The following is a 21,553-nucleotide window of genomic DNA, read 5'->3' as shown; positions in this document are numbered from 1 at the left end:
CTGCAATACCTGCCCGGACAAGGCCGGCGTGTACTGGAAATTCAGCGTCGAGCCACCAAAGAATCGCGGATCTTGCGACGAAACCGGTTGGCCGAGCGCGTTGTGCGCTTGCGCGTCGACATACTGCCTCGCCACGGCGCCTTCGGCGTTGCGGTTGTACCGCAGCGTGCGCACGTCCAGCCCGCGGTTGTCGCGGACAGTGATCTTCGGAGTGCCGGCGCAAAGACGAGGCATCGGATAAGTAGGCGGACTGGGTAGCGGGATCTGATATCGGCCTCTCGTATTTATCACGCGGCCGACGGACGACGCCGTTGCAGTACGGCACATTCCTTTTGAATGCCGCTGCAATGCGTCGCCCGCATCAGCGCATGGCAATTGTGGAGAAATTTTTTGCCACAAGCACACACAAAATGATTTAATTGGCCTCGATCGCAGCTTACGCGCCCCGGTGCGATTCTTTCGAGGACGATCTGCCGTGCAAAATCCCGCCTTCCTGCTCGAAACCTCCTACCGTCGCGTAGACCGAGCCATGCTGCCGGTCCTCTGGGCCCTCCTGGCCGTGACGCTATGCCTGGCGCCGCAGTACGGTCGCTGGACGTCCGCCCTGGCCGTGGGGATACCCGCCGCGCTCCTGCCGTCCCTGCTGATCATCGCCCTGCCCGCCCGCCTGGTCACGCGGCTGGCCGTCGCCACGGCACTGATGGTGTTCGCCGCCCTGCAAATCCACCTGGCCAGCGGCCTGACGGAGATGCACTTCGGCGTCTTCGTCCTGCTGTCCCTGTTGCTGGCCTACCGCGACTGGCGTCCCATCCTGTGCGCGGCCATCGTCATCGCCGTCCATCACCTGTCCTTCAGTTATTTGCAGCAATGGGGCTATGGCGTGTCCTGTTTCACCGCGCCGGGCCTGGGCGTGGTGCTGCTGCACGCAAGCTACGTCGTGGTGCAGGCCTCGGCGCTGGGCTGGCTGGCCTGGCGCATGGAACGGGACGCCATGACGGCCGAGGAGCTGGCGCTCCTGAGCGCGCACCTCGGCCACGAGACCGGGCGCTTCGACCTGCGCTTCGGCGAAATGGAAATGCATGGCGACCTGGCGGGCTCCTTCAAGTCGACCATGGATGCGGTGCACCGAACCATGCGTCATGTGCGGGACGGGGCCGGGGTCATTTCGTCCGCCTCGCATGAATTGCGCCAAGGCTATGTGCAATTGGAAGAACGCACCCGCATCCAGACAGCGTCACTGGAACGGACGGTGGCGTCCATGCAGGCGTTGGCCGATGCGGTGCACCACAACGCCTCCAACGCGCTGAAGGCGGCCGACCTGGCGTTGGCGGCGCGCCAGGTGGCCGGGTCGGGTAGCCAGGCCGTTACCGAAGTCGCCGGCGTCATGGACGACATCCGCCAGGAATCGCAGAAGATTTCCGAGATCACGGGCCTGATCGACAGCATCGCCTTCCAGACCAATATCCTCGCCCTGAACGCGGCGGTGGAGGCCGCCCGCGCCGGCGAAAGCGGCCGCGGCTTCGCGGTGGTGGCCGCCGAGGTGCGCGCCTTGGCCCAGCGCAGCGCGACGGCCGCCAAGGACATTCGCGGGCTGATCACGGCATCCCTGGACAAGACCGACAACGGCGCCCGCAAGGCCAACGATGCGGCGGCGGTCATGAGCGACATCGTCGCAAGCGTGGAGCGCGTGTCCACGATCGTCGGGGAGATCGGCGAGGCCAACCAGGCGCAGCGCGCCGGCATCGACGAGGTCAACACCGCCGTCGCCGAAATCGATGAGCAGACCCGCCAGAACGCCGCGCTGGTCATCGCCGCCGCCGCCGCGTCGACGACGCTGGAAGGTGAAGCCGATACCCTGGTGCAAGCCGTGGAGGTATTCAGGCTGTACGACAGCGACGACGCCACCGGACAGGCGCGCATCGAGCGCGGGCAGGCCCCTGGGGCCGACGCGGGACTGGCCCATGTCCGCGCCACGCAGCTGTTGGCGGCTTGAACCGTGGTCGCACGGCGGGTGAGCACGCGCCACCGGGTACGACCGGCTACGCCACCCGGTTACGCCACAACCTGGTTGGTCAGGTCGCCTATGCCCTCCACGCGCGCGGTCATCACATCGCCCACGTTCAGGCAGCGCGGCGGAATGGCGGCATAGCCGACGCCCTTGGGCGTGCCCGTCGAAATGATGTCGCCCGGCAGCAGCGTCAGGCCCGCCGACAACTGGGCAATCACCGCCTGCACATTGAAGATCATCTCGTCGGTATTGGCCGACTGGCGGATTTCGCCATTGACCTCGAGCTCCAGGCGCTTCGAATTGGGATCGCCGAATGCCGACTTGTGCACGATGACCGGGCCCACGGGGCACGTGGTATCCAGGCCCTTGCCCTTGAACCATTGTCCATGGCGTCGCTGCAGGTCGCGCGCGGTGACATCGTTGACGACGGTGTAGCCGAAGATGTAATCCAGCGCGTCGGCCTCGGAGATATTGACACCGCGCTTGCCGATGACGATGGCCAGTTCGACTTCGTAGTCCAGGCTGTTGGTCAGCGCCGCGTGGCGGTTGACGTCCCACCCATGGCCGACCACGGTGGTCGACGGCTTGGTGAAGAACTCGATCGCCTCCGGAAAGGTGTTGGGCGGTATTCCCTTGGCGATATTGCCTTCGATGATGTGCTCGCGATAGTTGCGGCCCACGCAGAATACATTGCGGCGCGGCTGTAGCGGCGGCAGGTGGCGCACCTGCTCCTGCCCGACCATCCAGGCTTCGTTGCCGGGACGCTGGGTCAATTGGGCCAATGCCGCCAGCGGCGTATCGTCGGCGTCGATCAATGCGTCCATCGACTGCGGCAGGCCGTCGGCCTCGCCCGCCGGCAGCGCGCGGACCGCGGCCGTGACGTTGAAGATCTTGCCGTTGTCCAGGGCGATGCCCAGTTGCGGACCTTGGCCTTGCTGGCGCGCGTCGAGAAAGGACAGGAATTTCATATCGATAAGGCTCAGGAGAGGGAGTGGGAGGGTTCCAGGGACTGCTTGACCGCGTCGAGGATCGCGCGCACGTGCGCACGCGCCAGCCTTTCCGCGGCATCGGGATCTCGTCGGTGTATCGCTTCGATGATGGCAAGGTGATCGCTCAAGGACTGCTCGCGCCGTTGCAGGCGCGCGATGACCTGGCGGCGGGCGCTGGTCTGCCGGTGTCCGAACGATTCCCATATGCGCGCCAGCAGGCCATTGCCCGACAGGCGCATGATTTCCTTGTGGAAGGCGACGTTGGCTTGGGCGTAGGCCTCGTCATCGGCGTGGTCCGCGGCCGGCGGCTGGAACGGCGCGAAGATCGTGCGCAGCAGCTCCACGTCGCGGCCGGAGGCATTGAGCGCCGCTTCCCGCGTCGCCAGCCCTTCCAGGTGCTCCCGGATCTGCAGCCATTCCACGTACTCGGCGTCCGTCACCGGCATGAGCAACGCACCCCTGCCCGGCCGCAAATGAACCATGCCCGTGCTGTCCAGGCGGATCAGCGCCTCGCGCACCGGCGTGCGGCTGACGCCCAGTTGCTCCGCCAAGGCCTCCTCGCCGATGCGCACGGGTTCCGTCAGCCCTTCGCGCAGGGACCTGAGATGCTCGTTGACCGCTTCGAAGACGCGCGTGCGCCCGGCATCGGAAGGTGTGTCTCTCACCATGTGTGTATTCAGTTATATTTGATGTCGTACAAGTCTATAAGATTGTATACACGATAACAAGTCCCGCGGCGCTATGCTGGCGCCGCCATGGAACGGGAGCGAGAAGGAAATGGAATACCAGGTAACGGTCGATGTCGTGGACGCCCGCACGGCCGGCAGCTTGATAGAGGGGCTGGCGGACGTGCTTGTGGACTGCGTCGATGGCGGCGCCTCGGTCAGCTTCATGGCGCCCCTGGACAGGCAGGAAGCCTTGCGATTCTGGCAAGGCGTGGTCGCCGGGGTCGCGCGCGGGGAACGCCTGCTGCTGGTGGCGCGGGACCACGGCGGACGCGTCGCCGGCACGGTCCAATTGGTTACCGCGCAGCCGCCCAACCAGCCGCACCGCGCCGATGTCTCCAAGCTGCTGGTCCACCGGGACTACCGGCGCCGGGGCATCGGCCGGCAATTGATGGAGGCCGTGGACCGGGCCGCGACCGGCGCGCGCAAATCGGTGCTGGTGCTGGACACGGAGACCGGCGGCGACGGCGAGCGGCTATATGAGCGCGCGGGCTGGCAACGCGCGGGCGTCATCCCGGATTTTGCGCTGAAGCCCCACGGCGGCCTGTGCGCCACGACGTTTTTCTACAAGCAGCTTTGATACGCGGGCCGGAGCGAGGACGGCGGCCGCTTCAGTTCAGCGCGACTCAGGAAAAGTGGACGGAAATCCCTCCCAGCTTGCCATAGTCGGCGTGCAGCGTATCGCCCGGCCCCACCGCCACGGTGCGCGTGAAGGACCCTGCCAGGACGATATGGCCCGCCTCCAGGCCGGCATCGTGCAAGGCCAGCTTGTTGGCCAGCCAGGCGATGCCCAGCGCGGGGTGTCCCATCACGGCCGCCGACACGCCGGACTCTTCGATGACGCCGTTCTTCAGCAGGATGGCGCCGACCCAGCGCAGGTCGACATCCATGGGACGCACGGGCCGTCCACCCAGGATGATGCCGGCGCACGCCGCGTTGTCGGCGATGTTGTCGACGATGGTGCGCGGATACCGGCTGCGGCCGTCGATGATTTCCAGCGCGGGCACGACGTAGTCGGTGGCGTCCAGCACGTCGAACAGCGACACGCCGGGCCCGCGCAGGGGCTTGCCCAGCACGAACGCCAGTTCCACTTCCACGCGCGGCACGATGAGCTTTTCGGTCGAAATGGTCTGGCCATCCTGGAAGAACATCGAGTCGAGGAGATGGCCGTAGTCCGGCTCGTCGATGCCCACGGTGCTTTGCATGGCCTTGGAGGTCAGGCCGATCTTGTGGCCGCGCAGGCGTGCGCCCCCGGCCAGCTTCCGGTCGATGAGGCATTTCTGGATGGCGTAGGCATCGGCGATTTCCATCCCGGGGAAGGCCTGGGCCAGCTGCCCGGTCGGTACGCCGGTAAGCTCGGCCTCCAGCAGCAGCGCGGCGGCGCGGGCGCGGTCCTGTTCATTGAGCATGGCTAGTCCTTGGTCCCTTGATTTGGTCTGGCTTTTCAGCGGCGGACTCATCCGCCACCGTGTTCGACAGCGTGCCTATGCCGGGCACCTCCACCTCCACCACGTCGCCCGGCTCGAGAAAGCGCGGGGGATCGAAACGCACGCCCGCGCCCACCGGCGTGCCAGTGGAGATGACGTCGCCCGGCTCCAGCGTGGTCCAGATGGAGATGTAGCGGATCAACTCGGCGAACGGAAACATGAGATTGGCGGTGGTGTCATGCTGCCGCTGTTCGCCGTTGACGCGCGTGGTGACGGTCAAGGGCGCGGTGGGATCGAATTCGTCCGCCGTCGCCATCCAGGGTCCCATCGACCCGCTGCCATCGAAATTCTTGCCCTGCGTGACGTTGAACTTGCCGTGGCGCACCCAGTCGCGCACGGTGCCCTCGTTGCAGCAGGTCAGCCCGGCGACATGCGACCAGGCCTCGGCCGCCGGGATATGCCGTCCGCGCTTGCCGATGATGAGCGCGATCTCGCCTTCATAGTCCAATTGCCGGGACACGCGAGGACGCAGCAAGGGCTGGCCGTGTCCCACGAATGAACCGGGGAAGCGCGGAAAGACGCTGGGATACGCGGGCGGCGCGCTGCCATCCTTGTACTCTTCGTTGCGGTTGCCGTAGTTCACGCCCACGCAGATGATCTTTTCCGGCGCCGGGATGGGCGGCAGCAGGCGCACGTCGGCCAGGCGCAGCGACACTCCCAGCGCCGCGGCGCGGCGCGCCAGTTCGGGCAGCGCCTGCGCCGCGATCGCGGCGCGCAGGCTGGCGTAGCCCAGTTCGCTCAGGTCGACGATTCCATCGTCGCCGCGCAGCAGGCCAAAACGGGCGTGGCCGCGATGTTCGAAGGAAAGCAGTTTCATGCGTCGTATCCAAAGAGGCGGGCCGGATTGTCGACCAGGATTTTCTTCAGGGTGGCGGCATCGCCCGCATAGCGCGCCAGCTGGTCGACCAGGCGCCCTTCGTCGGGCGTGGCCTTGACGGAGACCGGATGGGGCCAATCGCTGCCCCAGATCACGCGGTCGGGATTGGCCTGGATCAGGGCCCGCGCCAGGGGCACGACATCGTCCCAGGGCTCGCCGGTGCGGGACAGTTTCTCCGTCAGGGACAGCATGACCCAGAAGTTGCCCCGCTTGAGCAGTTCCAGCAGTTTGCGGCGGCTGGGATCGTCCGCCCCTGCTTCCGGGTTCGCGCGTCCCATATGGTCGATGACCACGGGAATATCCAGGTCCTCGAACTGCCCCACCTGGGTCATGATGCCCTCGGGTTCGGGCTGGAACTTGGCGTACCAGCCCAGTTCGCGCAGGCGCGCGATGGACCGCCGATACTCCGCGGGCGCCATGCTGATGCCCAGGGCCTGGCGGGTATAGCGGGCGCCGCGCACGCCGGCGTCGTGCAGCTTGGCGATATAGGCGTCGTCGCGCTCGGCCAGGACGGCGGCGTTGGCGCAGCCGCGATAATTCGGTCCGGCGGCCGCCAAGGCATCGAGGACGACGGCGTGGTCGGCCCCATAGGTCGTCGCCTGCACGATGACGCCGCGCTCGATGCCCAGCAGGCGATGCAGCGCCAAGGCGGTCTCGATGGTGGCGCTGGGCATTTCGTAGGCCGCGCCGGGACGCACCGGATAGCGGTCGGCGGGTCCGAACACATGGAACTGGCTGTCGCACGCCCCGGCGGGCAGGCGCATGCTGGGGGCGGTGGGCCGTGGCTGGAAGGACTGGTACTGGGTCATGCCGGCGCTCCTTGCACGATGACGGCGATGAAATCGCATTCGATGAGTTTGTCGCCGTCCAGGGGCGCGGTCATGGTATGGCGCGCGGGCCGGTCCTCGGCATTCGGAAAGGCCCGCAGCCACACCGGGTTCAGGGCCGTGCGCAGGCTGCGGTCGCGCATCCATACCGTCATCTTGATGATGTCGCCGAGCGAACCGCCGCCGGCCTCGACGATGCGGCGCACATGGTCGAACATCAATTCGCATTGCCGCTCGATGGTCTCGCCATAGGCGCCCGTGGCGGGATCGGTGCCCTGGATGCTGCCCGAATAGAGCATGTTGCCGATGCGGCAGGCGGCGGGGATGGGATTCTTGTGGCTGAAGCCTTCGGCGTAGATGCTGCGTCTGGTCATGGCGATGTCTCGTGTAGCGTGAACGTGTGGCACGACGTGTGGCACGGCGGCCATCAATTCGCGGTGATATGGGCGCTTTCGATGATGGGCGTCCAGCGGGCGTCCTCGGCGGCCAGGTAGCGGGTGAATTCCTCCGGCGTATTGCCGCGCGCCTCGGCGCCGATGTCGTCGAAGCGCTTGATGATGTCGGGCTGCTTGAGGATGCCGTCCAGGGCCTTGCTCAGGCGGTGCAGGATCTCCGGCGGCGTGCCTTTGGGCGCGAGCAGGCCCGTGAAGGTCGCGGCTTCCATGTCCTTGTAGCCCGCCTCGGCGAACGTCGGCACGTCAGGCAGTGACGGCACGCGCCTGGCTGTCGTCACTGCCAGGGCACGCAAGCGGCCATCCTTGATGAAGGGCGATGCCACGGAGATCTGGTCGAACTGGAAATCCACCTGGCCGCCCAGCAGGTCGGTATTGGCCGGGGCGTTGCCCTTGTATTGCGCGGTGATCCAGCGCGCGCCCGTCACATGCTGGAGCAGCTCGCTGACCAGGTGATTGCTCGTCCCGGCGCCGGGCGCGGCCATGGTCAGCTTGCCCGGCTCTTTCTTCGCCAACGCGATCAGGTCCGCCACGGTGCGCACCGGCAGCGACGGTTTCACTTCCAGCACCATGGGGGTAAAGGACACCGAGCTGATCGGCGCGAAGTCGCGGTCCCATTTGTAGGCCTGGCGATTGAATATTAACGGGCTGAACAACAAGGGGCCGTTGGCCGCCATGAACAGCGTATAGCCGTCCGCCTCCGAGCGCGCGACGTACTCGCCCGCGATCATGCCGCCCGCGCCGGGCTTGTTCTCGACGATGAAGGGTTGGCCCAGGGCGGCCTGCAAGCCGGGCGCGATCAGGCGCGCCGCCACATCCACGTTGCCGCCAGGCGGGTACGGAACCACGATCCGGACCGGCTTGTCCGGCCATGCGGCATGGGCGATGGAACTCAGGCCGGCCAGCGCGACGGCGGCGCAGGCGCGGGCCAGGAAACGGCAGGTCATCATGATTGTCTCCGGTGTCGGGTTCTTTGATCTTGTGAGACCAGACTCTAGGAATTTGCGTCCGCGCCGACAACGACAGAATCCCGAAAAAGTCCAAATAACGGACTTAATCCGGGAATGGTCCAACGACCTTACGGAGATTCCCGCGTGAAACACCGAAAATGCGCAGGAGGTACAGTTCAATAATTGGACGTCCCATCCAGAGAGCCGAATAGACATCATGCGCATCACCGCTCCAGACCTCACGCCGGAACAGGCCTACAAGCTCATGAGAGGCATCGTCGTGCCGCGTCCCATCGCCTGGATCAGCAGCCTGGGGCCGGGAGGCAAGGTCAACCTGGCGCCGTTCAGCTGCTTCACCTTCGTGTCGAATGCGCCGCCCATGGTCGGCGTGAACATCGGTCGCAAGGCCGGCCAGCACAAGGACACCGCGCGCAATATCCTGGCGCACGGGCACTTCGTCGTGAACATCGGCGACGAGACCCTGCTCGACGCCATGCATGCCAGCGCCGAAGAGCATCCTCCCGAGGTCAGCGAGGCGGAACTGCTGGGCCTGGACGTCATCGCCTGCCAGGCCATCGATACCCCGCGCCTGGCCGCCGCGCCGGTCAGCATGGAATGCCGTCTGCACAGCGTCACGCCGTATGGCGACACAGGCGCCGAATTCTTCGTCGGCGAAGTGCTGGTCTTCCATATCCGCGACGGCCTGGCCCGGGATGGCAAGATCGACACGGAACAGCTGCGGCCCGTCTGCCGCATCGGCGGTCCCAACTATGCATCCCTCGGTCCCATCGTGACCAAGCGGGCGATACGCCAGACGCCCAAGTCCGTCCTCCGGGACACCCAGCCATGACGGCGCCCGCCGAGGACACCCCCGCCGGCGCGCAGACCGTGCGACGCGCCCTGGCCATCTTGCGCCTGGTGGCCTGCGGCCAAGAACGCGGCGTCAGGCTGATCGACCTGGTGCGCATGTCGGGCCTGAACCGGCCCACCGTGCACCGCCTGCTGAAAACCCTGCTGCAAGAAGGCGCCGTCGAGCAGGATGCCCAGACGCGACGCTATCTCATCGGCCCGGAAATCAGCCTGCTGGGATTGGCCCGCACTCGCCGCTTTCCACTGGCCACGCTGGCCGATCCCTATCTGGCCGAGCTCGCGGACCAGGTGGGCGACACCGTGTTCCTGAGCATCCGCCATGGCCCTGACTCCATCTGCATAGGCCGGCGCACGGGGCACCATCCCATCCAGGTCCTGTCGATCGAGGTCGGCGTGCGGCGCCCGCTGGGCGTGGGCGTGTCCGGCGTGGCGCTGCTGGCCTGCATGCCCGAGCCCGAAGGCAAGGCCCTGGTGCAAGCCAATACGGCGCGCCTGTCGGTGCTGGGTGAAGATCCGGCGGATATCCTGGCGCGCGTGGCCAGGGCGCGGACCACGGGCATCGCCCACGCGCCCATGGGCCTCATGCCCGGCACCAGCGCGGTGGCGGTGCCGATTCCACGGCCGGGCGCGACCCCCGGGGCGACGGGCGCGATGGACGCCGCATTGGGCGCGGTCACCGTCACCGCCATGGCCGAGCGGCTGGCCCAGGACAAGTTCGCCAAGGTGGTCGACTGCATGCGCGTGACCGCCCAGGCCATTGCCCGCCGCCATGCGGAACTGACGGCCAGGCGATAAGACTCCTGACCCCGCGCCTGACCCCACGCCGGTCCCCGCACTGGTCCCCGCACAGCTGGCCGCCCCGCCGGCTCAAGCCGCGATGCCGGCCGTGATCGGGTTCGTGTCCAGGTGCGGGTTCGCGTCCGGATCCAGGTCCTGATTCGCGGTCGCGACCAAGGCCAGGCGGACATCATCCTGATGGCACGCGCCCACGGTCATCGCGCGCCGCAGATACAGGCCCGCGTCGTGTTCGTCGGCGAACCCGATGGCGCCATGGAATTGAATGACTTCCTTGGTCACGCGCAGCGCGGAAGCGGCGGCGCGATGCCGGGCCGCCGCGGCGGCCCACGCCTCGCGCCTTCCCCCCCAGGCCCGCGCGGCCTCGTGGACCAGGGCGCGGCTGGCCCTGCTGTCCACATGGCACGTCGCGGCGCGATGCTGCAAGGCCTGGAAGCTGCCTATGGGCACGCCGAACTGGCGTCGCAGGCGCATGTACTCCAGCGCCAGGTCCAGGGCCGCCTCCGTCAAGCCGCACAGATAGGCGGCGTCCAGCAGCCATAGCAGGTTCATCCCTTGCCGCCACGCCCGCCAGCCTGGCTCGCCGCGCAGCATGAGGGCCGCATTGCGCCAGGCGGATGCGCCGACGCGAACGTCGGTCAGGGCGCTGCCGTCGACGGCGATGCGCGACGCGCACTCCGTGTCCGGCGCGCCCCGGGCGACCAGCCGTGCCTCGAATGCCGCGCCCGTCCCCTTGCCCAGCAGGAAATGCGTCGCCGCACCGGTGTCGGGCACCAGCATCGCGTCCTGTCTCTCTTCCCCGGCAGGCGCGGCAGGTACGACCCGCGCCATCGCGACCAGCGCATCGCCCGCCATTGCCGTTTCCAGCGTGGCCTGGCCGTCGCCAGCCGCGGCCAGCACGGCGCAAGCCGCCATGCCCAGGGTGACCGGCGGCATCATCAAGGCGCGTCCCGCTTCCTGCGCGACAACAGCCGCCGCGGGCGCGAACAGGCCCAGGCCGCCGTGCGCTTCCGCCACGGCAATGCCGAACCAACCCAGATCGGCGATGCGCTTCCAGGCTGCCCGCTCGCAGGCCGCCCTGCCCTCATGGACCGCGCGCGCCACCGCCGGACCGCCCTCCCGCATGGCAAAGTCCGCGGCGCTTGCGCCTATCATGCGCAGCTGCGCGGCATAGGTATCGCTCATCGTTTGCTCCCCGCGGCCGGCAAGCCCAGCACGCGCGTCGCGATGATGCCGCGCTGCACTTCGCTGCTGCCGCCATAGATCCCCAGGCGGCGCGCCTGCAGGAACATTTCCGTTGCATCCAGCAGGTCCTCGCCCTGTCGCGTCGCGTCGCGCAAGGCCGCCCCCGCGCCCGCGACCTCCCGCGCCAGGTCCAGCAGGCGCTGCACCGTGTCCGTCGCCAGCAGCTTCAGGTAGGCGCTGTCCACCCCGTCTCCCCGCCCGCTTCCGGAATCGTCCTCGGCGGCCTCCAGGTAGGCCGCGCACAAGGCCTGCACTTCCACCTCCGCCAATGCCACGGCCTCCTCGATCCCGGCCGGCAAGCGCTCGGCGGGCGCCGCCCGCATCATCATGCGCAGGCGCTCGCGAGCCCGCAGCGCTTGCGCCGGCGAGCCGATGCGCAGGCGCTCTTCGCTGAGGACCGCGGTGGCCACGTCCCAGCCGCCGTTGATTTCTCCCACCACATGGTCCAGCGGCACCGCGACATCGTCCAGGAACACCTCGGCGAACTCCTCGTCGCCCGCGATGGTGCGTATCGGGCGGCGCCGGATGCCGAACGTGCTCATGGGAATCAGGACGAAGGTGATGCCTTCCCTGGGCTTGCCCTCGCTGGACGTGCGCACCAGCGCGAACATCCAGTCGGCATGGTGTCCCCAGGTGGTCCAGATCTTGTGGCCGTTGATGACCAGGCATCCATCCCGCACCTCGCCTCGCGTGCGCAAGCTGGCCAGGTCCGAGCCCGCGCCAGGCTCGGAGTAGCCCTGGCACCAGATCGTCTCGCCCGCGAGGATGGCGGGAAGATGCCGCGCCTGCTGCGCGGGCGTGCCGCGCGCGATCAGCAGCGGACCGATATGGTTCAGCCCCTGGGTGGGAATGTCGGGCGTTCCCGCCAACGCCATCTCCTCCATCAGGATCAATTGTTCCATCGGCGTCGCACCCATGCCGCCGTGCGAACGCGGCCAGTGCGGCGCGATCCAGCCGCGCCGCGACAAGGTCCTGTACCACTGCATCGCCTTGTCCGGCGCAGGACGAAATGTGGCGTGACGCAGGGCCGGCGGCACATGGTCGCGCAACCAGCCCCGTACTTCCAGGCGGAAGGACGATTCCGCTTCCGACTCCGTTCTCAGCATCATGCGGCCTGTTCCAGTCTTGCCATGGCGATGCCGCGCAGATCCCGCTTCAGCACCTTGCCCACGCCGCTGCGCGGCAGTTCATCGACGAAAAAGACGTGCTTGGGCTTCTTGTAGCTGGCGATCCGCTCGCGCGCATGGGCCTGCACTTCGTCCGCGTTCAGCGTCATTCCCGGCCGCAGCTCGATGAAGGCCGCCACCGCCTCGCCGTAGATGGGATCGGGCACGCCCACCACGGCGACGTCCGCCACGCTGGGATGTTCCGCCAGGGCCTGCTCCACTTCCTTGGTGTAGATATTGAAGCCGCCGCTAAGCACCATGTCCTTCTTGCGATCGACGATGTACAGATAGCCATCGCTGTCGAAACGGCCCATGTCGCCGGTATGCACCCAACCGTCCACGATGGTTTCCGCGGTCGCCTCGGGACGGCCGAAATAGCCGCGCATGGTCGTGAAGCGGCCGGCCTCGCCGGCGCGGACCAGGATTTCCCCGACATCGTCGACCGACACCTGCTGGCCCCGTTCGTCCACCAGCTTGACCTCCACGCCGGGCGTCACCCGCCCCACCGACGCGGGGTGCGTGAATTGCTCCTCGTGGTTGAGCACGGTCACCGATCCCACCTCCGTCATGGCGAAGAAGGAATGCAGGCGGGCGCGCGGCAGTTTCTCTATCATGCGTCGCTTGAGTTCGATGGGAAAGGCCTCGCCCGTGACGATGATGTGCCGCAGGCTGGCGCAACGCGACGCCTGCTGTTCCAGGATGGGCATCAGCATGCGCGCGACCGTGGGCACCATGCCCGCGGCCGTGACCCGCTCGCGTTCGATGGTATCGACGGCCTGTTGCGCGTCGAAGCGCTCCATCACCACCAGCGTGGCGCCCAGGCCCATGGAGTTCATCAGCCGCGCCAGGCCGGTGCGGTGCGCCAGCGGTGTCGTGACCAGGAAGACGTCCTCCGCGGTGATGCCCCATTCCACGGCATTGACGAAGGCATTGCCGATGACGAAGTTCGCGTGCGTCAGGATGGCGCCCTTGGGCTTGCCGGTGGTGCCCGACGTATACAGGATCATTGCGTCGTCCGGATGCAGCGGCGCATCCGGCAGGCGTTCGTCCGACGGCCGCATCAGCGTGGCCAGCGGTTCCGCGCCGGGAACGGCGCCACCCACGGCCACGCGCCGCAGGTCCGGCATGTCCCTGGCGATGGCGTCCAGGGCGGGCGCGTCGCCGGCATGGAACACCAGCATGCGGGCCTGGCTGTCGCGCGCGAAATAGGCCAGCTCGCGCGGCGTGCTGCGCGTGTTCACCGGGATGACCAGCGCGCCCAGCCAGAACGCGGCGTACAGAACCTGGGCGATCTCCAGGCAATTGGGCAGGTAGACGACGACACGGTCGCCTGGCCCCACCCCTGCTCGCCGCAGGCCCGCGGCCAGCGACCGCGAGGTCGCCAGCAGCTCGGCGTAGGTCAGGGACTGGTCGCCGCATTTCACCGCGATCTTCGTGGGAAAGCGCAGCGCGTGCGCCGCCAGGAATTGTTCGAGCCGCATGAGGTCCCCTTATTCCAGTTCAAAGGCCGGATAGGGATGGTCGGGCGCCAGGTGGTCGATGGCCAGCCTGACCCGCTTGCCCACGGCCAGGTCGGCCGGCGCGCAGTTCAGCACGTTGGCGATGATGCGCACGCCTTCGTCCAGCTCCACCGTGGCCACGCACAAGGGGATGCGTCCTTCCACGCCCGGGCCCGCGATACGCACGACCGTGGCGGCATAGATGGCGCCCTTGCCCGACACCTCGCGCCATTCCAGCGTACGGCGCCCGCTGTAGGCGCTGACCGGCTTCGGATAGTGCTGGAAACGGCCCGCCGCGGTGCAATATTGCAGCACCAGCCTGCCCTGCGAGATGCCGTCCCAGAACGGCCTGGTGTCCACATAGACGCCCTGCCGGGGAATGGGGCGCGCCGGCCGGGTTGCGTCGATATTCTTATCGTTCATGGTGTTCATGCCTCCAGGACCATGGCCGAGCTGGTGCCCCAGTTGCGGCCGTAGGGAATCACGCCGATGCCGGTGACCAATGCGTTGCGCGCATCCTTCACCTGGCGGGTACCGCCCTCGCCGAACATCTGGCGCACGGCCTCGGCCAGGTTCAGGCCGCCGCTCGCCAGGCCGGGCTGGCCGGCGGAGATCTGGCCGCCGCCGGTGTTCAAAGGCAGCTCGCCCTCGAAGGACAGGTCCGTGCGCAGGGTGTAGGCGGAACCTTGCCCACGTTCGCAGAATCCAAAGGCCTCGAACTGCATCATCACGGCGATGGTGAAATCGTCGTAGGGCTGGAACATGCGGACGTCCTTGGGCGCCAGCTCGGCGCGCCGCAGCACTTCGGGGCCGATCTTGCCAAAGCCCGTCTCGGTGATGTCGGCCAGCGGATCCGCACCGTTGAAATTCGTGACCTCGCCATACGCCACCGGATAGACCATGTTCTTCAAGCCCAGCCGCTTGGCATTCGCCTCGCTGGTCACGATGAAGGCGTTCGCGCCGTCGCAGAACATCACGCTGTCGAGCATCCGCAGGGGATCGGCGATCACCCGGGATTCCATGTACTCCTCCATCGACAGCGGCTTCTGGAACTTCTTCAGCGCGTTCGGATTGTGCAGGGCATGCGCGCGCTGCGTGACGGCGATCTTGCCCAGCGCCCGCGGATCCAGGCCGTACTGGTGGATGTAGCGGCTCATCAGCAGCCCGAAGCTGGCGGGCGGCCCCTGCACGCCCGGCGGGTCCTGGAACTCGCCCCGGTACGCGCCGTAGTTCGAACGCCAGTCGCTGCTCGGCGCGTCGGCGGACATGACCACGGCCAGGGTGCACATGCCATCCCGGATCGCCGACATCGCACGCGCCACGCCGCCCGTCGCCGAGCAGCCGCCGATACCGCCATAGTTCAGCCATGTGGGCGTCAGCCCCAGCGCCTCGGTCATGTACACCGCGAAGAACGGGTTCTGGGCCTCGGACAAGGCGGTGGTCACGGACAGGCCGTCGATCTCCCGCTTGTCCAGCCCCGTGCGCTCCAGCAGCTGGTCCAGGGCCTCTCCGGCCAGGTCGTAGGCGCTGCGCCCCGTCTTGAAGCCGACCGGCGTTTCCGCATAGCCAGCGATCACCATATCCCTCTTCTTCATGCTCTCACTCTCCTCGGAAATCCGGCGTTCTTTTCTCGCGGAAGGCCGACAGGCCTTCCGCCCGGTCGCGCGTGAAATACAACATGAAGGACACGTCGCCTTCCGCCGCCATGCCTTCCGCCAGCGGCAGGTCCATGCCGCGATCTATCATCGCCTTGGTGAACATCACCGACAGCGGCGCATTGCCGCCTATCGTGCGCGCCAGTTCGCGCGCCTTCTCCAGCGCCTGCCCCGCTTCCGTCACGTGGTTCACCAGGCGGTACTCACGCGCCTCGACCGCGCCCAGGCGCCGGCCGGTCCACATCAGCTCCTTGGCCAGCGCCGGACCGACCAGGCGCGGCAAGGTCTGCGTGCCGCCGCCGCCGGGCATCAGGCCCAGGCGTATCTCGGGCAGCCCGAACTTGGCGTTGGCGCCGGCCACGATCAGGTCGCCCACCAGCGCCAGCTCCAGGCCACCGCCCAGCGCATAGCCTTCGACGACGCTGATGACGGGCTTGGAGTACGCGGGCAAGTCGCGGAACAGCTGGTTGACCTTGCGCTGGCGCCGGCGCTTGCGATAGAAATCGAAGTACTCGTTGTCGCCGATCGTGAACTCGCTGGTATCGATGCCGGTGCAGAAGGCTTTTTCGCTGCCCTTCAGGATGATGGCCGCGACATCGCGCGCCGACTCGGCCTCATTCAGGACGTCCATGATCTCCTGCGCGGTCTGTTCGCGCAGGGAGTTCAGTTTCTCGGGACGGTTGATGGTGATTTCCATCCAACCTTCGATGCGTTCGACGATGATGTCGGTCGTGTTCATGTTCATCAGAGACTCGCTGTTTCAGTGCTGACAGATACGGTTGACTGGCCGGTCGGCGGGCTGTCCCCGCCGATGGCGTGTTCGCTATCCCCGCCGATGGCGCGTTCGATCAAGCCGTGCATGTCGGCCATGCACGCCGCGTCCGCGCGCTGCCCGGCGTCGATGGACAACTCCAGGCAGACGCGGGCGGGCGCGGCCAGGACGACGACGCGATCGGCGATTTCCAGGGCGTCCTCGATCCTGTGGGTCACGAAGACGCAGGTCTTGCGCTGTTCGCGCACGATCTCGGCGAAGTCGTGGCGCAGCGTGCGCGATGTCACGTGGTCGAGCTGGCTGAACGACTCGTCCAGCAGCACCAGGGCCGGGTCCACCGCGAGCGCCCGCGCCAGGGACACCCGCTGGCGCATCCCGCCCGACAGCTCCGCGGGATACTTGTCGCAGGCATCCTGCAGCTTGACCCGCGCCAGCCAGTCGCGGGCGCGCTGCCTGGCCACCTTCTTCGGCACATGCAGCAACAGCAGTCCCAGCTCGACGTTTTCCTGAGCGGTGCGCCAGGGCAGCAGGCGATCCGTCTGGAAACTGACGGCCAGTTTCCCGCGCAGCGCGGTGAAATCCTGGGCGGGGTCGACACCGGCCACCCGCACGGTGCCCGCATCGGCCGCCGCCGTTCCCATCAACAGGGACATGACCGTGCTCTTGCCCGCACCCGTCTGTCCCAGCAATGCGACCGTTTCGCCCTCCCGCACTTCCATGGTCAGGTGATCGATGGCCGTATGCTTGCCGAAGCGCTTGACGACGTCCCGCAGCGCGATGATCGTGTTCCGGGTGTCGTTCATCCGCGCACCTGTGCTTCTTTGCGCCAACCGAGGAAGCGGCGCTCGGCCCATCCCGCCAGCCATTGGAAAACCAGGTTCAGGACCACCAGCAGGAAGGTCCATGCCATCACCTGGTCGATGCGGAAGGTCGATTGCGCGAAACTCATGCGCGAACCGATGCCCACGGCGGACGCCACCAGCTCGGCGAAGATCACCATGCGGATTGCATAGCCGATGACCGACTTGGTGGTCAGGAAGATGTACGGGATGATGTGCGGCGCGACCAGGAAGCGCAGCATCTGCCAGCGCGACGGGCGGAAGCTTTCCAGCATGTCGACCCACTCGGTGGACAGTGCCCGCACGCCCTCATAGACATTCAAGGCGTAGAACGGAAGCAGGATGACCGTAAGGATGAAGAAGATGCGCGCCTCCGGATCCTTGAACCAGAACACCGCCAACAGCATCCAGGACAGCGCCGGAATGCCGGTATCGATGATCACGACGGCCTTCAGGTAGGGACCGACGCGCTTGGCCGTTCCCATCAGCAGGCCGATGAGCACGCCGGCCAGCGCGGAAAACACGATGGCGGCGGCCAGCCGCGCAAGCGTGATCGCCACGTGGATGAGATCCGTGCCGAAGAGTCCGCCCAGCGCCTTGGCGATGGCCTCGGGCGACGGCATGACATAGTCCGGCACATAGCTGCTCGCAACCTGCATTGCCACCAGCAGCAGGATGACGACGCCGATCAAGGCCCTCAAGTCTCGCCGGTCGCGCCGGTCGCGCTTTTCCGGCTTGCGCGCCATGGCGGGCGGCCGGCTGGGCATGGCGACCGGCCGGTCGATGGATTTCACGGTTTGCCCCGCGGGGATATCAGCCTGGCTCATGACGCGAAGAACTCCTTGTCGACGACCGCGGGCAAGGCACCGCTGCGCTTGAGGAACTCGTTGGCGACGAGAATGGACCGGCGGCCTTCCTCCGTCTGCATCGAGGCGTGCTTGAACTCCAGGCGCCTGGAATCGATGGCCGTCTTCAAGACCTGCGGCGAGGTTCCGGACTGGGCGCCCGCGATCTTGATCGCCTCTTCCGTCTGCGTCGTAATGCCCTGGATGCTTTGCTGGAACGCCTGGTTCAGGCGGCTGGCCAGGCCGGGATCGCGGGCCAGCGCTTCCTTGCGCACGGCAACGCCGAAGTAAGGCAGGTCCAGCTTCAGCTTGCGGCGAAACGCTACGCCGGCGCTATAGAGCACCCGCATGTCGGGCACGCGCTCCAGTCCCATGGAGACATTCGGTTCCCAGGTCAGGCCCGCGTCCGCCCGGTTGGCCATGACCAGGGTGACCGACGCGGCGGGATTGTCGACGTTCTGGACGGTCGCCACCTTCTCCAGGTCGATGCCGTCGATTTCCTGCATGATGGCGCGCATCATCCGGTACGTGCCGGTCGACTGCGGCGCGGCCAGGGTTTTCCCTTGCAGGTCCTGGAACTTCTGGACGGCCTGCGCGCGGGTGACGATATTGATCATGTTGCCCGTCGTGACGGAGCAGACATATTGCAGCGGGACGCCGGCCAGGTAGCGGGAAGCGAAGGTGTCCCAACTGCCGATGCAAACGTCGTAGTTACCCGCGACGAAGTCGTTGTAGTACGTGCTGACGGCGGTGTACGAGGTGGGCTTGCCCAGGGCCAGCCCGTTCGCCTTGGTGAGCTGCCGCGCCAACATATAGTCGGTCAGCAGGGTCGTGAAACCTGGCGTCAGATTCGCCCACTTGAGGGGCGTCTGGGCGCGGACGGGACTGCTGATCAAGGACCCCACCCCAAGGATGGCTGCCGGCCCCAGGGCCGACGCGGTCTTCAGCAGCGCCCGGCGCGATCGTGCGCGTGCGTTCATGCCTGTCTCCGTTATATTTTTATCCCCCTCGTGCGTGGACGTGGCCGCCCGCGCCAGGTGAGTGAAGTGAATGGTAGGATAGGCCCGCCGTTCCAGATAGCCATGGAATCGGGACGGGCGTTCCAGTCATGGAACGCTCGCGGACCGTCATCCGTGGTTTCATCCTGGGTCTCGTCTCTCTCACTTCCACGGGTTATGGCAGAAAGGCTGGATCTCAACTCCCTGCGTCTGTTCTTCGAAGTCGTGAACGCCCAGAGCATCTCGCGCGCGGCGACGGAACTGGGCCTGCCCAAGTCGTCCATCAGCCGCAAGCTGGCCGAGCTGGAACGTCACATGGGCACGGCCCTGTTGAAGAAGGGGCCGCGCAAGCTGACCACCACGGAGATCGGTGCGCGCTTCTACGAGCATTGCCGCCGCGTGGTCGATGAAGTGGAGCAGGCGCGCAGCGATTCGCTGACGCTGCAAAGCGAAATGCGCGGCGTGCTGCGGGTCAGCATCCCCATCGATTTCGGGATGTCATGGATAGGACGGGCCTTGGCCGAGTTCGTGCAGGCCTATCCCGAAATCGAGCTGGAGGTGGACGTCAACAGCCGCACGGTCGACCTGCGCGAGGAACCCTACGACCTGACCATACAGCTGGGACCGATCAAGGACACCGACCTGATCTACCGGCGGCTGGCCACGCTCACCCGTGGGGTCTACGCCAGCCCGGAATACCTGGCGCGGCGCGGCGTGCCCCTGGCGGTCGACGACCTGCACCACCATGACTGCATCATTACCGCGCAACAGCGCCTGGATGGGGTCTGGACGCTGCGCAACCAGGCGACGCATCGCTTCGCCACCGTGCATGGCAAGGTCGTGGTCAACAACATCTCGATCGCGCGGGAAATGGCCGTGGGGCATGTCGGCATGTGCATGCTGCCCAATCTCATGTGCGGGAACGATTTGCGCGCGGGCCGCCTGCGGCGCGTGCTGGAAAACTGGGAAAGTCCTTCCATGCACGCCACCGCCATGGTGCTGAGCCGCAAGGGCATGCCCAAGAAGATCCGCGCTTTCCTGGATTTCTTTTCAGAGCGCATCAGCATCGACGACCGCGCGCTGCGCTAAGGCGCGCGGCAGGACATTCGCAAGACCTGCGGGACGCAGGAGCTTCGGTTTCCCGCCGGTATTCGGTTCTCAGGACCGCAGCGTGGCGGCGATGCGCGCGGCCACGCCGATGAATAGCGCACCGACAGCCCGGTCCACCCAGGTCTTCACCGCGGCATTGCCGGAAATGCCACGCGACACGCCAGCGGAGACCCAGGCGACGATGCCGTTCCACACCGTCGACATGACGATGAAAATGCCGCCCAGCATCAGGAAGGCCAGCGTCCGGTGCGCGGTATCGGGCTGGACGAACTGCGGAAAGAACGACAGGAAGAACACGGCGACCTTGGGATTCAGGACATTGGTGAGGAAACCCTGGAAAAACAGCTTGCGATAGGAGCGCGCGCGCTGTCCCGGCATGGCGGCGGGCATGGCAGCCGCCAGCGGCTTGCGCCCGCGCGTCGCCCATATCATCCGCGTCCCCAGGTAGGCCAGGTAGACGGCGCCGACGCACTTGATGGCGGCGAAAGCATACGTCGACGTGGCCAGCAAGGCGCTCAGGCCCAGCGACGCCGCCAGCACATGGACGCAGCACCCGGCGGAAATGCCAAAACTCGATACCAGCCCCGCCGCCCTGCCCTGCGCCAGGCTGCGGCCGACGACATAGGCCGTGTCCGGGCCGGGCGTCACATTCAGCAGCAAGGTGGACAGGACAAACAGCGGCAGGTGTATCAGTCCCAGTGTGGTCATGTGTGTTGTCGGGCGCGAGCCCGGGCGGGAGGCGTTTTCCAGGATGTGGGCAATTTTACCCGCCGCCCTGCGTCGCCCGCGGTCCGAGTTCCAGGCTGGCGAAGAGGTCCGCCAGCGTGGGCACCGATCGTACCGGCCAGATGGCGCTGAGATCGAAGCTGGGCAGCGCATCTCCACCCTCGACATCGCAGAGGACGCCGGTGTGTGCGGCATCCGGCTGAACCTGATGGGCCGGCCCACCCCCGAACTGGACAGCCTGCCGTGGCGCGCCCTGTTCGCGCGCATCGCGGCGCTGGGCTGGCATGTGGAAGTCCACCTGCCGGCGGCGCGGCTGCCGGAAATCCTGCCCATCCTGCTGCGGACGGATTGCGCGATCGTTGTCGACCATTTCGGACGACCGGCCCCTGCGCTCGGCGTGGCCGATCCCGGATTCCAATACCTGGTGGAGCAGTCCGTCACCGGCCACGTCTGGGTCAAGTTGTCCGGCGCCTACCGCAACTGGGCGCCCCGCCAGGCAGCGGCGCAAGGCCTGGAGGCAACGCGCCGCTTGCTGGACGCCTACACGCCCGAACGCCTGGTCTGGGGCAGCGACTGGCCGCACACCGAACACCCCGATATCGCTTACGCCGGCACCCGGCGCTGGCTGGACGACTGGATCGACGATCCCGTGGTCCGGCGGGTCGTCCTGGTCGACACGCCGGCACGGCTTTTCCACATGGACCGATAACGCAATGAT

At 66.9% G+C, this 21,553-nt stretch carries 24 protein-coding genes; 6 read left to right on the top strand and 18 right to left on the bottom strand.

Annotated features, from left to right (window positions below; translation table 11 throughout):
- A partial coding sequence (locus C7R54_RS11040) for a hypothetical protein (RefSeq protein WP_204524313.1) occupies nt 1–234 on the bottom strand: 234 nt, incomplete at its 3' end.
- Nucleotides 235–475: 241 nt separating this feature from the next.
- On the opposite strand from C7R54_RS11040, the gene C7R54_RS11035 reads away from it, so the two are divergent.
- Nucleotides 476–1,993 (top strand): methyl-accepting chemotaxis protein, encoded by a 1,518-nt coding sequence (locus tag C7R54_RS11035; protein ID WP_129150355.1) that lies wholly within the window; start codon nt 476–478, stop codon nt 1,991–1,993.
- Nucleotides 1,994–2,052: 59 nt separating this feature from the next.
- On the opposite strand, the gene C7R54_RS11030 is transcribed toward C7R54_RS11035, so the two are convergent.
- On the bottom strand, nt 2,053–2,976 hold the full coding sequence (locus tag C7R54_RS11030; RefSeq protein WP_129150353.1) for a fumarylacetoacetate hydrolase family protein: 924 nt from the start codon (nt 2,974–2,976) through the stop codon (nt 2,053–2,055).
- An 11-nt stretch (nt 2,977–2,987) separates the two neighbouring features.
- Complete coding sequence (locus C7R54_RS11025) at nt 2,988–3,665, bottom strand: GntR family transcriptional regulator (RefSeq protein WP_129150351.1); 678 nt, start codon at nt 3,663–3,665, stop codon at nt 2,988–2,990.
- A gap of 109 nt (nt 3,666–3,774) precedes the next feature.
- Between C7R54_RS11025 and C7R54_RS11020 the strand changes: the two genes are divergently transcribed.
- Nucleotides 3,775–4,302 carry a GNAT family N-acetyltransferase gene (locus C7R54_RS11020; RefSeq protein WP_129150349.1) on the top strand — a complete coding sequence of 176 codons (528 nt, stop codon included), beginning with the start codon at nt 3,775–3,777 and terminating at the stop codon, nt 4,300–4,302.
- Nucleotides 4,303–4,348: 46 nt separating this feature from the next.
- On the opposite strand, the gene hpaH is transcribed toward C7R54_RS11020, so the two are convergent.
- From hpaH to C7R54_RS10995, 5 genes are read right to left on the bottom strand one after another with little or no spacing between them, the layout of a single operon-like run.
- Entirely contained in the window at nt 4,349–5,131 is a 783-nt protein-coding gene (gene hpaH / locus C7R54_RS11015) for a 2-oxo-hept-4-ene-1,7-dioate hydratase (RefSeq protein ID WP_129150348.1), read from the bottom strand.
- On the bottom strand, nt 5,121–6,026 hold the full coding sequence (locus tag C7R54_RS11010; RefSeq protein ID WP_129150347.1) for a fumarylacetoacetate hydrolase family protein: 906 nt from the start codon (nt 6,024–6,026) through the stop codon (nt 5,121–5,123). Before C7R54_RS11010 ends, hpaH begins: the two co-directional genes overlap by 11 nt.
- Nucleotides 6,023–6,895 carry an amidohydrolase family protein gene (locus C7R54_RS11005; RefSeq protein ID WP_129150346.1) on the bottom strand — a complete coding sequence of 291 codons (873 nt, stop codon included), beginning with the start codon at nt 6,893–6,895 and terminating at the stop codon, nt 6,023–6,025. Before C7R54_RS11005 ends, C7R54_RS11010 begins: the two co-directional genes overlap by 4 nt.
- Nucleotides 6,892–7,287, bottom strand: coding sequence for a RidA family protein (locus C7R54_RS11000; protein ID WP_129150344.1), 396 nt, complete (start codon nt 7,285–7,287; stop codon nt 6,892–6,894). Before C7R54_RS11000 ends, C7R54_RS11005 begins: the two co-directional genes overlap by 4 nt.
- Before the next feature lie 53 nt (nt 7,288–7,340).
- Complete coding sequence (locus C7R54_RS10995) at nt 7,341–8,312, bottom strand: Bug family tripartite tricarboxylate transporter substrate binding protein (protein WP_129150506.1); 972 nt, start codon at nt 8,310–8,312, stop codon at nt 7,341–7,343.
- 220 nt (nt 8,313–8,532) lie between these two features.
- Here C7R54_RS10995 and C7R54_RS10990 point away from each other — a divergent pair, with 220 nt between their 5' ends.
- Complete coding sequence (locus C7R54_RS10990) at nt 8,533–9,165, top strand: flavin reductase family protein (protein WP_129150342.1); 633 nt, start codon at nt 8,533–8,535, stop codon at nt 9,163–9,165.
- A complete protein-coding gene (locus C7R54_RS10985; RefSeq protein ID WP_129150340.1) occupies nt 9,162–9,980 on the top strand; it encodes an IclR family transcriptional regulator in 819 nt (272 codons plus the stop codon). The genes C7R54_RS10990 and C7R54_RS10985 overlap by 4 nt, the downstream gene beginning before the upstream one ends.
- A 72-nt stretch (nt 9,981–10,052) precedes the next feature.
- On the opposite strand, the gene C7R54_RS10980 is transcribed toward C7R54_RS10985, so the two are convergent.
- The 9 genes from C7R54_RS10980 to C7R54_RS10940 are packed head-to-tail and all read right to left on the bottom strand — an operon-like array spanning nt 10,053 to nt 18,981.
- Nucleotides 10,053–11,165 (bottom strand): acyl-CoA dehydrogenase family protein, encoded by a 1,113-nt coding sequence (locus tag C7R54_RS10980; protein ID WP_129150338.1) that lies wholly within the window; start codon nt 11,163–11,165, stop codon nt 10,053–10,055.
- Nucleotides 11,162–12,334 (bottom strand): acyl-CoA dehydrogenase family protein, encoded by a 1,173-nt coding sequence (locus C7R54_RS10975; RefSeq protein ID WP_129150336.1) that lies wholly within the window; start codon nt 12,332–12,334, stop codon nt 11,162–11,164. Before C7R54_RS10975 ends, C7R54_RS10980 begins: the two co-directional genes overlap by 4 nt.
- A complete protein-coding gene (locus C7R54_RS10970) occupies nt 12,331–13,872 on the bottom strand; it encodes a class I adenylate-forming enzyme family protein (protein WP_129150335.1) in 1,542 nt (513 codons plus the stop codon). Before C7R54_RS10970 ends, C7R54_RS10975 begins: the two co-directional genes overlap by 4 nt.
- Nucleotides 13,873–13,881: 9 nt before the next feature.
- A complete protein-coding gene (locus C7R54_RS10965) occupies nt 13,882–14,313 on the bottom strand; it encodes a Zn-ribbon domain-containing OB-fold protein (RefSeq protein ID WP_129150333.1) in 432 nt (143 codons plus the stop codon).
- Between the two features lie 5 nt (nt 14,314–14,318).
- Nucleotides 14,319–15,485, bottom strand: coding sequence for a thiolase family protein (locus C7R54_RS10960; protein ID WP_129150331.1), 1,167 nt, complete (start codon nt 15,483–15,485; stop codon nt 14,319–14,321).
- A gap of 4 nt (nt 15,486–15,489) precedes the next feature.
- Nucleotides 15,490–16,290 carry an enoyl-CoA hydratase/isomerase family protein gene (locus C7R54_RS10955; protein WP_204524312.1) on the bottom strand — a complete coding sequence of 267 codons (801 nt, stop codon included), beginning with the start codon at nt 16,288–16,290 and terminating at the stop codon, nt 15,490–15,492.
- On the bottom strand, nt 16,290–17,120 hold the full coding sequence (locus C7R54_RS10950; RefSeq protein ID WP_129150329.1) for an ABC transporter ATP-binding protein: 831 nt from the start codon (nt 17,118–17,120) through the stop codon (nt 16,290–16,292). Before C7R54_RS10950 ends, C7R54_RS10955 begins: the two co-directional genes overlap by 1 nt.
- A complete protein-coding gene (locus C7R54_RS10945) occupies nt 17,117–17,983 on the bottom strand; it encodes an ABC transporter permease (protein ID WP_204524311.1) in 867 nt (288 codons plus the stop codon). Before C7R54_RS10945 ends, C7R54_RS10950 begins: the two co-directional genes overlap by 4 nt.
- Nucleotides 17,980–18,981, bottom strand: a complete 1,002-nt coding sequence (locus C7R54_RS10940) for an ABC transporter substrate-binding protein (RefSeq protein ID WP_129150327.1) — start codon at nt 18,979–18,981, stop codon at nt 17,980–17,982. The genes C7R54_RS10945 and C7R54_RS10940 overlap by 4 nt, the downstream gene beginning before the upstream one ends.
- 195 nt (nt 18,982–19,176) lie before the next feature.
- Here C7R54_RS10940 and C7R54_RS10935 point away from each other — a divergent pair, with 195 nt between their 5' ends.
- Entirely contained in the window at nt 19,177–20,088 is a 912-nt protein-coding gene (locus tag C7R54_RS10935; protein ID WP_129150325.1) for a LysR family transcriptional regulator, read from the top strand.
- Nucleotides 20,089–20,157: 69 nt separating this feature from the next.
- Here the strand turns inward: C7R54_RS10935 and C7R54_RS10930 are convergent, their stop codons facing one another.
- Nucleotides 20,158–20,817 carry a LysE family translocator gene (locus tag C7R54_RS10930; RefSeq protein ID WP_129150324.1) on the bottom strand — a complete coding sequence of 220 codons (660 nt, stop codon included), beginning with the start codon at nt 20,815–20,817 and terminating at the stop codon, nt 20,158–20,160.
- A gap of 226 nt (nt 20,818–21,043) precedes the next feature.
- Between C7R54_RS10930 and C7R54_RS10925 the strand changes: the two genes are divergently transcribed.
- A complete protein-coding gene (locus C7R54_RS10925; RefSeq protein ID WP_240039469.1) occupies nt 21,044–21,544 on the top strand; it encodes an amidohydrolase family protein in 501 nt (166 codons plus the stop codon).
- The last annotated feature ends 9 nt before the right edge of the window (nt 21,545–21,553 follow it).

This window comes from Achromobacter aloeverae (assembly GCF_004121055.1).
In the GTDB taxonomy this organism is placed as follows: Bacteria; Pseudomonadota; Gammaproteobacteria; order Burkholderiales; family Burkholderiaceae_B; genus Bordetella_C; species Bordetella_C aloeverae.
This window is presented reverse-complemented; position numbering and strand designations above follow the sequence as displayed.